The following is a 12,261-nucleotide window of genomic DNA, read 5'->3' as shown; positions in this document are numbered from 1 at the left end:
GAGTGGGAGCCGCTCCCCGTGCAGTACGCGGACTACGCGCTGTGGCAGCGCGAGGTGCTCGGCGAGCTGGACGACCCCGACAGCGCGGGGGCGGGACAGATCGCCCACTGGCGACGGGCGTTGGAGGGGGCGCCGCAGGAGACGGTGCTGCCGTTCGACCGGCCGCGTCCGGCGGTGCCGTCGTTCCGTAGTGGGTCGGTTCCGCTGGACGTCGACACGCAGACGCACGCCCGACTTGCCGACCTGGCCGCGCAGGGCGGCGCGACGATGTTCATGGTCGTGCACGCCGCGCTGGTGGTGCTGCTGGCCCGGATGGGCGCCGGAGAGGACATCTGCGTCGGCACCCCGGTCGCCGGGCGCTCCGACTCCCAACTGGAGGACCTGGCTGGCTTCTTCGTCAACACCCTTGTCCTCCGCTCCGACGCGTCCGGTGACCCCACCTTCGGGGATCTGCTGGCGCGGATCAGGGAGACCGACCTCTCCGCGTACGCGCACCAGGACGTGCCGTTCGAGCGGCTCGTCGACGAGCTGAACCCGGCCCGTTCCGCCGCCCGCAATCCGCTGTTCCAGGTGATGCTGGCCCTCCAGAACGTGCCCGAGGCGCACTGGGAACTGGAAGGGCTGAGCGTCGAGCAGATCCCGCCGGCGGAGGACCCCCCGGCCCGCTTCGACCTCTCCCTGACGCTGAGCGAGCGCCGCTCGGACAACGGCTCGGTCGATGGTCTGCGGGGCGCGATCCTCTACGCCGCCGATCTGTTCGACGAGCAGACGGTCGGCCGGCTCGCGGAACGGCTGGTGCGGGTGCTGGAGCAGGTCGCGGCCGATCCGGAGCTGCGGCTGAGCGCCGTAGAGGTGCTGGAGGAGTCCGAGCGGGCGGCGGTCGTGGAGCAGTGGAACGCCACGGCGAGCGAGGTCGACACCTCGACTGTGCTGGAGCGTTTCCGTGCCGGTGCGGCCAGGACACCCGAGGCAGCCGCACTGTGGGCGGAAGGCCGGGCCTGGTCGTACGCCGAGGTCGACGCCCGCTCCGATGCGCTGGCGCGTGGGCTGGTGGCGCGCGGTGTGGGGCGGGAGTCCCGGGTGGGGCTGTGCTTGCCGCGCGGGGCGGAGGCGGTCGTGGGGATGCTTGCGGTGTGGAAGGCCGGTGGGGCGTACGTCCCGCTGGACCCCGAATACCCGTCTGAGCGGCTGGTGTTCATGGCCGCGGACAGTGACGCCGAGCTGGTGCTGGTGACGGCCGAGACCGCGGACCGCCTGTCCGCGGAGGTCGACACCGTTCTGCTGGACGAGTTGGGCAGTGACGTCGGCGATCTGCCGAAGGTCACTGCCGACCAACTGGCCTATGTCATCTATACGTCGGGGTCGACGGGGCGTCCAAAGGGTGTGGCCGTGGCGCACGCTTCCGTGGCCAACCTGGCGTCGGTGATGCGTCCCGTGCTCGGCGTCGAGCCGGGTGTCACGGCGTTGCAGTTCGCGTCGTTCAGCTTCGACGCGGCGGTGCTGGACGTGGCCGTCACGCTGGCCGCCGGGGGCACGTTGGCGATTGCCTCGGCCGAAGAGCGGCTGGACGCGGCGGCGCTGGCACGCATGATCGAGGCGGCCGGAGTGAACACGGCCAGCGTCGTGCCTTCCCTCCTCGGCGCGCTGGAGCCGGACACGGTCTCCGGGATCGGCAACTGGGTGCTGGGCGCTGAGCGGCTGGAGGCCGGCCTGGCGGCCAAGTGGCGTGAGGGTGCCCGGGTTTGGAACACCTACGGGCCCACCGAGGCGACCGTCATCACCACCGCCGTACTGCTGGAGGCGGGCATCACGGGCGAGGACGCCCCGCCCGCCATCGGCCGCCCTCTCGGGAACGTCCGCACCTACGTGCTGGATGCCTTCCTCCGCCCTGTGCCCGTGGGTGTGACGGGTGAGCTGTACATCGCGGGGGACGGTCTGGCCCGGGGTTATGTCAACCGCCCGGACTTGACGGCGGAACGCTTCATCGCCTGCCCGTTCGATGCGGACGGTGGCCGGATGTACCGTACCGGCGACCTGGCCCGCTGGACGCCAGACGGGCAGCTGGCCTTCGTCGGTCGTGCCGACGAGCAGGTCAAGATCCGTGGCTTCCGGGTCGAACTCGGCGAGGTCGAGGCCGTACTCGCCGCCCACCCACAGGTCGAGCGAGCCGTGGCACTGGTCCGGGACGGCCGTCTGGTCGGCTATGTCGTCGGGGACGCGGACGCCGAGAACGTACGGGCGAGCGCGGCCATCCGGCTGCCGGAGTACATGGTCCCGTCGACGGTCGTCGTCCTGGACGCCTTCCCGCTCACTGCCAACGGCAAGATCAACCGTGCCGCCCTCCCCGCCCCCGACCTCGGCGCGAGCGGCGGTCGTGCGCCTGCGACTCCGACCGAGGAGGCGCTGGCCGCTCTGTTCGCCGAGGTGCTGGACCTGGAGAGCGTCGGTGCGGAGGAGAGCTTCTTCGAGCTCGGCGGCGACTCGCTGAAGGTGATGCGGCTGATCGCCCGTGTCCGTTCCGTGCTGGAGGTGTCGGTCGGAGTCCGGGAGGTCTTCGCGGACCCGACCGTGGCCGGTGTCGCGCGGCTGGTCGACACCGCCGCCGCGTCGACCGGCGTCGTGCTGGCCCGCCGGGAACGCCCCGAGCGCGTACCGCTGTCCTTCGCCCAGCAGCGGATGTGGTTCCTGAACCGGATGGACGAGACCGGGGCGTCCGCCTACAACATGCCCTTCGCGCTGCGCCTGACCGGCACCCTCGACACCGAGGCCCTGCGGGCGGCGCTGGGAGACATCGCCGACCGGCACGAGACCCTGCGCACCGTCTTCCCGGACATCGAGGGCGTGCCGTACCAGGAGATCCGCGAGGGAGCCGCAGGCCGCCCCCAGCTCCAGGTCATCGAAGCCGGCGAACGCTGGCGCGCGCTCATGCGGGAGGAGGCCGAGCGTGGCTTCGACGTCCGGGCTGATCTGCCGTGGCGGACCACTCTGCTGAAGGTCTCCGACGCGGACTGGGTGCTGCTGCTGGTCGCGCATCACATCGCGACCGACGCCTGGTCGATGGGCGTCCTCGCCCGCGACCTTCAGGGCGCCTATCGCGCCCGTCTTGGCGGGGCGGCGCCGGAGTGGGAGCCGCTCCCCGTGCAGTACGCCGATTACGCGCTGTGGCAGCGGGAGGTGCTGGGCGACTTGGACGACGACGGGACGGGTGCGGGGTCCGCGCAGATCGAGTACTGGCGGGGGGTGCTGGAGGGGGCGCCGCAGGAGACGGTGCTGCCCTTCGACCGGCCGCGTCCGGCGGCGCCGTCGATCCGCAGTGGGTCGGTGCCGGTCGGGGTGGACGCGGAGACGCATGCCCGGCTGACGGAGCTGGCCGCGCGGGGCGGGACGACGATGTTCATGGTCGTGCACGCCGCGCTGGTGGTGCTGCTGGCCCGGATGGGCGCGGGGGAGGACGTCTGCGTCGGTACGCCGGTCGCGGGGCGGTCCGATGTGCAGTTGGAGGGGCTGGCCGGGTTCTTCGTCAACACCCTTGTCCTGCGCTCCGACGCGTCCGGTGACCCCACCTTCGGGGATCTGCTGGCGCGGATCAGGGAGACCGACCTCTCGGCGTACGCGCACCAGGACGTGCCGTTCGAGCGGCTGGTCGACGAGCTGGGCGTGGCGCGTTCCGCCGCCCGCAACCCGCTGTTCCAGGTGATGCTGGCGCTCCAGAACGTGCCGAAGGCGCAGTGGGATCTCCAGGGGCTGGCGGTCGAGGAGATACCGCCCGCGTCCGATCCGGCCGCACGCTTCGACCTGTCGGTGGCGCTGAACGAGTTCCACACCGCCGCGGGCGAGCCGGAGGGCATGCGTGGCGGCATCCTGTTCGCGGCCGACCTGTTCGACGAGGAGACCGTGCGCCGGCTGGCCGAGCGGCTCGCCCGGGTGCTGGAGCAGGTCGCGGCCGATCCGGAACTGCGGCTGAGCGCCGTGGAGGTGCTGGACGAGGCCGAGCGGGCCACGGTCGTGGCGGAGTGGAACGCCACGGCCCGCGACGCGGACGACGTCAGCACGGTCGTGGAACGGTTCCGCGAGTGGGCCGCGCTGACGCCGACGGCGGTGGCGCTGCGCTCCCTCGACCGGTCGCTGACCTACGCGGACGTGGAAGCGCGGTCGGATGCGCTGGCGCGTGGGCTGGTGGCGCGGGGCGTGGGCGCGGAGTCCCGGGTTGGCCTGTGCCTGCCGCGCGGGGCCGAGATGGTCGTGGCGATCCTGGCGGTGTGGAAGGCCGGTGGCGCGTACGTGCCGCTGGACCCGGAGTACCCCTCCGACCGGCTGGCCTACATGGTGACCGACAGCGCGGCGCAGCTGGTGCTGGTCTCGGACGAGACCGCCGACCGGCTGCCGGAGGACATCGCCACCGTCCGCCTCGACGAACTCGCGGACGGCTCCGGTGACTTGCCGGAGGTCGGTGCCGACCAGCTGGCGTACGTCATCTATACGTCGGGTTCGACGGGCCGCCCGAAGGGTGTCGCCGTGGCGCACGCCCCGGTGGCGAACCTGGCCACCGCCATGCGTCCGGTGCTGGGCGTCGAACCGGGGGTGACGGCCTTGCAGTTCGCGTCGTTCAGCTTCGACGCGTCCGTCCTGGACGTCGCAGTCACGCTCGCCGCCGGCGGTACGTTGACCATCGCGTCGGCCGAGGAGCGGCTGGACCCCGCCGCCCTGGCCGAACTGGTGGAGACCTGCGGGGTCGAGGTCGCGAGCGTCGTCCCGTCGCTGCTCGGGGTGCTGGAGCCGGAGGCGGTCGCCGGGATCGGCACCTGGGTGCTGGGCGCCGAGCGGCTGGAGGCCGGTCTGGCCGCCAAGTGGCGGGCGCGGTCCAGGGTGTGGAACACCTACGGCCCGACCGAGGCCACCGTCATCACCACGGCGACGCTGCTGCCGAAGGGCCTCACCGCCCAGGACGCGCCGCCGCCCATCGGACGCCCCCTGGAGAACGTCCGGACCCATGTCCTGGACGCCTATCTGCGGCCGGTGCCGGTAGGGGTCGCCGGCGAGCTGTACATCGCCGGCGACGGACTGGCCCGCGGTTACATCGGACGCCCCGACCTGACGGCGGAGCGGTTCGTGGCGTGCCCGTTCGATGCGGACGGCGGCCGGATGTACCGCACCGGCGACCTGGCGCGCTGGATGGCCGACGGGCGACTGGAGTTCGTGGGCCGCGTCGACGAGCAGGTGAAGATCCGTGGCTTCCGGGTCGAACTCGGCGAGGTGGAGGCCGCGTTGGCCGCCCACCCGGAGGTGAGGACGGCCATCGCGGTCGTACGCGACGAACGGCTGATCGGGTACGTGCTGCCCGCGGCCGGGCGTGAGCCGCGGACGGACGCGGTACGGGAGTTCGCCGCCGGCCGGCTGCCCGACTACATGGTGCCGTCCGCCCTCGTGCTGCTCGACGCCCTGCCGCTGACCGTCAACGGCAAGATCGACCGTGCCGCGCTGCCCGAGCCGGAGCGCGCGGTGGACGGTGGCCGTGCGCCTGCGACTCCGACCGAGGAGGCGCTGGCCGCTCTGTTCGCCGAGGTGCTGGAATTGGAGAGCGTCGGTGCGGAGGAGAGTTTCTTCGAGCTGGGCGGTGACTCGCTGAAGGTGATGCGGCTGATCGCCCGCATCCGCTCGGTGCTGGAGGCGTCGGTCGGGGTCCGTGAGGTGTTCGCCGAGCCGACCGTGGCCGGTGTCGCGCGGCTGGTCGACACCGCCGGGGCGTCGGCGGGCGTGATGCTTTCGCGCCGGGAACGCCCCGAGCGCGTACCCCTGTCCTTCGCCCAGCAGCGGATGTGGTTCCTCAACCGCATCGAGGGCGCCGAGACCGACGGGGCCGGGGCATCCGCCTACAACCTCCCCTTCGCGCTGCGCCTGACCGGCACCGTCGACACCGAGGCCCTGCGGGCGGCGCTGTGGGACATCGCCGACCGGCACGAGAGCCTGCGCACGGTCTTCCCGGACGTGGAGGGGGTGCCGTACCAGGAGATCCGCGAGGGCGCCGAAGGGCGTCCCGAGCTGGTGGTGGTCGAGGCCGGCGAACGCTGGCACGAGCTGATGCAGGAGGAGATCGGGCGCGGCTTCGACGTACGGGTCGACCTGCCGTGGCGGGCCTCCCTCCTGAGGATCTCCGAGACCGAATGGGGCCTGCTGCTGGTGGCCCACCACATCGCCTCCGACGGCTGGTCGATGGGCGTGCTGGCGAACGACCTCCAGGCCGCCTATCGCGCACGGCTTTCGGGTGCCGAACCGGGATGGGAGCCGCTCCCCGTCCAGTACGCGGACTACGCGCTGTGGCAGCGCGAGGTGCTCGGCGAGCTGGACGACCCGGAGAGCGCCGGAGCGGGGCAGATCGCTTACTGGCGCCGGGTGTTGGAGGGCGCGCCGCAGGAGACGGTGCTGCCGTTCGACCGGCCGCGTCCGGCGATGCCGTCGTTCCGCAGCGGTCAGGTGCCGGTGCGGGTGGACGCGGAGACGCATGCCCGGCTGACGGAGCTGGCCGCGCGGGGCGGGGCGACGATGTTCATGGTCGTGCACGCGGCGCTGGTGGTGCTGCTGGCCCGGATGGGTGCCGGGGAGGACGTCTGCGTCGGCACCCCGGTCGCGGGGCGCTCGGATCTGCAACTGGAGGGGCTGGCCGGGTTCTTCGTCAACACCCTTGTCCTGCGCTCCGACGCGTCCGGTGACCCCACCTTCGGGGATCTGCTGGCGCGCGTCCGGGAGACCGACCTCTCGGCGTACGCCTATCAGGACGTGCCGTTCGACAAGCTCGTCGACGAGCTGAACCCGACCCGCTCGGCGGCCCGCAGCCCGCTGTTCCAGGTGATGCTGGCCCTCCAGAACGTGCCCGAGGCGCAGTGGGACCTCGAAGGGCTGACGGTCGAGCAGATCCCGCCGGCGGAGGACCCCGCGGCCCGCTTCGACCTCTCCTTCTCTCTGGGAGAGCGGTGGTCCGAGCAGGGAGTCCCGGCCGGTATGGGCGGCGGGATCCTGTACGCGGCCGATCTGTTCGACGAGGCGACGGTCCGTGCGCTGGCCGGGCGGCTGGTGCGGGTGCTGGAGCAGGTCGCGGCCGATCCGCAGCTGCGGCTGAGCGCCGTGGAGGTACTGGAGGAGGGTGAGCGCTCCGCGGTCGTCGAGGGCTGGAACGCCTCTGACCAGCAGGTGGACACGTCGACCGTGCTGGAGCGGTTCCGCGCCGGTGCGGCCAGGGCGCCGGAGACGGTCGCGCTGTGGTCTGGCGGGCAGGGGCTGTCCTACGCCGAGGTGGATGCGCGCTCGGATGCGCTGGCGCGTGGGCTGGTGGCGCGCGGTGTGGGCCGGGAGTCCCGGGTCGGCCTGTGCCTGCCGCGTGGGGCGGAGGCGGTCGTGGCGATGCTGGCGGTGTGGAAGGCCGGTGGCGCGTACGTCCCGCTGGACCCCGAATACCCGTCTGAGCGGCTGGTGTTCATGGCCGCCGACAGCGACGCCGAGCTGGTGCTGGTGACGGCCGAGACCGCGGACCGTCTGTCCGCGGAGGTCGACACCGTTCTGCTGGACGAGTTGGGCAGTGACGTCGGTGTGCTGCCGGAGGTCGGTGGCGATCAACTGGCCTATGTCATCTATACGTCGGGGTCGACGGGGCGTCCGAAGGGCGTGGCCGTGGCGCATGCCTCGGTGGCCAACCTGGCGTCGGTGATGCGTTCGGTCCTCGGGGTCGAACCGGGCGTCACAGCCCTGCAATTCGCGTCGTTCAGCTTCGACGCGGCCGTGCTGGACGTGGCGGTCACCCTCGCTGCCGGGGGCACGTTGGCGATCGCCTCGGCCGACGAACGGCTGGACGCGGCGGCGCTGGCGCGCATGATCGAGGCGGCCGGAGTGAGCACCGCGAGTGTGGTGCCCTCTCTCCTCGGCGCGCTGGAGCCGGAGATGGTGTCCGGGATCGGTAACTGGGTGTTGGGCGCTGAGCGGTTGGAGGCCGGTCTGGCGGCCAAGTGGCGTGAGGGTGCGCGGGTTTGGAACACCTACGGCCCCACTGAAGCGACCGTCATCACCACCGCCGTACTGCTGGAGGCCGGCATCACGGGCGAGGACGCCCCGCCCGCCATCGGCCGCCCCCTGGGGAATGTCCGCACCTACGTCCTCGATGCCTCTCTCCGTCCCGTCCCGGTGGGTGTGACAGGCGAGCTCTATATCGCGGGAGACGGCCTGGCGCGCGGTTATGTCAACCGTCCCGATCTGACGGCGGAGCGGTTCGTGGCCTGCCCCTTCGGTGACGGTGGCCGGATGTACCGCTCCGGTGACCTGGCCCGTTGGACGGCTGACGGGCAGCTGGCCTTCGTCGGTCGTGCCGACGAGCAGGTCAAGATCCGTGGCTTCCGGGTCGAACTCGGCGAGGTCGAGGCCGCGTTGGCCGCGCATCCGGAGGTGAAGACGGCCATCGCGGTCGTGCGTGAGGACCGCCCGGGCCGGCCGCGCATCGTCGGGTACGTCCTCCCGGAGGACCCCGCGACCGCGGCCCCTGAGCCCGCGAGGTTGCGGGAGTTCGCGGCGACGCGGCTCCCGGACTACATGGTCCCCTCGGCCGTGGTCGTCCTCGACGCGCTGCCGCTGACGGTCAACGGCAAGGTCGACCGGGCCGCGCTGCCCGTCCCCGACCCGGAGAGCGACGGCTCGGGTCTCCTGCCCCGGAACGCGACCGAGGCGCTGCTGTGCACCCTGTTCGCCGGGGTGCTGGGCGTCGACCGGGTGGCCGCCGACGGCAACTTCTTCGATCTGGGCGGCAATTCGGCGCTGGCGATGCACCTCGCGGGCCGGGTGCGGTCGGAGATCGGGGCGGAGCTGAACCTGAAGCAGTTCTTCGGTGATCCGACGCCGATTGGCGCGGCACGCATCCTGGGCACCAAGTCGCGTCCCTCGCTGCTGCCGGCCGACCACGAGGGGGGCGAGGCGCCGGCGACGGCCGGACAGCGGTTCGTCTGGCGGCGGGCCGCGGCCGATCCGGGGACGCGGGCCCTTCAGTCGTCCGTCGCCCTGCGGCTGCGCGGGGAACTCGACCGGGACGCGCTGCGGGCGGCGCTGGCGGACGTGGCCGCACGGCACGCCATCCTGCGGACGGTGTTCGCCGAGACCGCGGACGGGGAGCTGGTCCAGCGGATCCTGGACGCCGACGACCCCGCGGCCCGCCCGGAACTCCCGGTCGTCACGGCGACCGAGCGGGAGCTGCCGGCCGTACTGGCCGCCGGTGCCGCCCGCCGGTTCGACCTCGCGAGCGAAACCCCCTGGGCCGCCACGCTGGTCCAGCTCTCCGACACCGACCATGCCCTGCTTCTCGTACTGCACCGGATCGGTGGCGACGACGCGTCCCGTGACGCTCTCGTGCGCGATGTCTCCGTGGCGTACGGCGCACGCTGGGAGGGCCGCGCTCCGGAACGGGCACCCCTGCCACTCCAGTTCGCCGACTACGCGGTCTGGGAGAGCCGGCTGCTCGCGGACGCGGACGCGGACTCCGACGCGGAGACGGCGGAGAGCGTGGCCGGTGATCAGCTCGCGTACTGGAAGGAGGCGCTGGCGGACGCGCCGGCCGCGATCACGCTTCCCGTGGACCGGCCGCGATCCGCGCGGCCCGCCCGGCGGACCGGCGCGGTGCCGCTGCGGGTGCCGGCCCCGGTGCACGTCCGGCTGATGGAGACGGCCCAGACGCTCGGCGTGACCTCGGTCGCCGTGGTGCACGCCGGGCTGGCGATGCTGCTCGCCCGGATGGGCGCCGGCACCGACCTGGTGGTCGGCGCGGTGGCGCCGCGGCCCACGGGCGAGGGCGAACTCGAGGCCGTCATGGGCCCGTTCGCCGGGCTGCTGCCGCTGCGCACCGATGTCTCGGGCGACCCGACGTTCCGGGAGATGCTCGGCCGGGTCCGGGAGACCACCGAGGAGGCGGAGCGGTCCCGGGACGTGCCGTTCGCGCGGATCGCCGAGGCCCTGGGGGTCGCGGACGCCGCACCCGGTGACCCGCATCCGCTGGTCCAGGTGGTCCTGGACGTCCGGGACGACACCGCGGCGAAGTGGGACGTCCCGGCGGTCCCGGGGCTGGACGCCTCGCTCGTCGGCCTCGGCACCCCGGCGTCCGGGTTCGATCTGACGGTACGGCTGACCGACCGGCACCGGGACGACGGCGGGCCCGACGGCCTCGACGGCAGCCTGGACTACGCCGAGGAGCTGTTCGACCGGGCCACCGCCGTCGCTCTCGTACGGCGCCTGCTCCGGCTCCTCGGACAGGTGGCGGCCGAGCCGGAACTGCGGCTGAGCCAGCTCGACATCCTGCTCGGCGAGTCGGAGCGGCGGCAGCTGACCGAGGACTGGAACCGCGGCGCGGCCAGGGTCCCGGACGGCACCGTGCTCCCGGCGCTCGCCGAGGCCGCGGCCCGCGAGCCGGGCGCGCCGGCCGTCCAGGACCGGTACGGCTCCCTCAGCCGCCGCGCCCTGGACCGGGCCGCCGCGTGGCTCGCCGCGGGGCTGGACCGGCGCGGGGTGGGCGCGGGCGACACCGTGGTGGTGGCGGTACGGCCCGGCACCGACTGGGCGGTCGCCGTGCTCGGTGTGCTGCGGTCGGGCGCCCTGTGCGTGATCGCCGCCCCCGACGCCGCCGAGGGGCCGTTGGCGGCGGCGGCCGGACTGGGCTGCGTGGGGCCGGCCGCGCTCGTCGTGTCGTCGGGTGGCGCCGGGGGCGGCGGCCGGGCGGAGGTCTCCGGGGTGGAGGCGGTGCCCGTGCTGCGGGTGGCGGACGCGATCCGGGCCGCGGGCAGGCGGTTGCGCCGTCCTGCCGTACTCCCGGATCCGCGGCCGTCCCAGCCGGCCGTACTGCTTCCCGCGGAGGCGCCGGACGGCACGTCGGTGGGCGAGCTGGTGGACCACCGGTCCCTGCTCGGCCGGGTGATCGACCGTCAGGCGGCGTCGCCGTCGTCCGAGTCGGCCGCCGCGACGATCCACTTGGACGCGACCGCACCGGTCACCGAGCTGCTCGTCGGGCTGCTGGCCGCGTTGAGCGGGGGGCGTACGGCAGTTGTGGGGAGCGCGGTTGTGGGAACCGCGGTCGTGGAAACCGTAGCCGAGGGTTCCGCGCTGGTCCCCGCCCTCGCCCTGCCCCGTACCGCCCGCGCCTACGTGCTCGACGAGTGGCTGCGGCCGGTGCCCGTCGGTGTGGCCGGTGATCTGTACGTCGCCGGGCCGTCGCTGGCCCGTGCCTTCGCCGGGGCCCCGGCCCGCACCGCGGGCAGTCTGGTCGCCGATCCCTTCGGGCCCGGCGGTGACCTGATGCTGCGTACCGGGCGGCGTGCCGCGTGGACCTCGGACGGGCTGGTGCAGCCGCGCGCGGCGCAGGACGGCGCGGCCGGGCTGACGGCGCCGCGGCGGGCCGGGCGGCGGCGGGACGACCTCGACGCGCTGCTGGCGTTGCAGCGCGGCGGGTCCCGGACGCCGTTGTTCTGCCTGCACCACAGCACGGGCCTGGCCTGGTCCTACGCCGCGCTGCTGCGCCACCTGCCGCAGGATCTGCCGGTCTACGGCCTCCAGACGCCCGGGTTCACCGACCGCAGGGCGATGCCGGGCAGCGTGCCGGAGCTGGTGGCCGACTACGTCGAGCGGATCCGCTCGGTGCAGCCCGAGGGGCCGTACCAGCTTCTCGGCTGGTCCTTCGGCGCGGTGCTGGCCCAGGCCATCGCCGCGGAGCTGGAGGAGCAGGGGCAGGAGGTCGCGCTGCTGGCGCTGCTGGACGGCTACCCCGGCGGACACCACCGCAGGGACGAGGACGGCCCGCGCCAGGACGGCGACGATGGCGGTGGCGGCGGCGCCGCGGCCGGCGTGGACGGCACGCTCGTCCGGATCGACGGCGCCGCGGACCAGGAGGGGCGGGCCCTGCTCGACGGGCCCGGGGCGATGAGCCCGCCGGCCGACTCGTTCACGGTCAACGTGGAGGAGACGAAGGAGCACATGATCCGGCTGGCGCAGGGTCACACCCCCCGGCGCTTCGGCGGTGGCGCGGTGCTGTTCCTGGCCACCCAGGGCGACCTGGCCCAGGTGTCGCTCGCGGCGGCCCGCTCCACCTGGGAGCAGTACATCGCCGAGCCCATCGAGGGGATCGAGATCGCCGCCGACCACGTCGGGATGCTGCGGGGCACGCACGCCGAGACCATCGGCCGGGAGGTCGCCCGGCGCCTCGTGACCCCGGAACCCACGTCGGACCACAAGCCCGTGTCAGAAAGGTAG

General features: G+C 73.5%; 1 protein-coding gene (running past one end of the window). It reads left to right on the top strand.

Annotated features, from left to right (window positions below; genetic code table 11):
- A protein-coding gene (locus tag EJC51_RS23075; protein ID WP_126272835.1) for a non-ribosomal peptide synthetase crosses the window boundary here: on the top strand, positions 1–12,261 show its final stretch. The gene continues 16,101 nt to the left of window position 1, outside the view; the window shows 12,261 of its 28,362 coding nt (coding positions 16,102–28,362); the start codon falls outside the window, past its left edge; its stop codon occupies positions 12,259–12,261.

The organism is Streptomyces aquilus, assembly GCF_003955715.1.
Lineage (GTDB): Bacteria > Actinomycetota > Actinomycetes > Streptomycetales > Streptomycetaceae > Streptomyces > Streptomyces aquilus.
The sequence above is the reverse complement of the archived record's forward strand: the minus strand, read 5'-3'. Positions and strand labels throughout refer to the sequence as shown.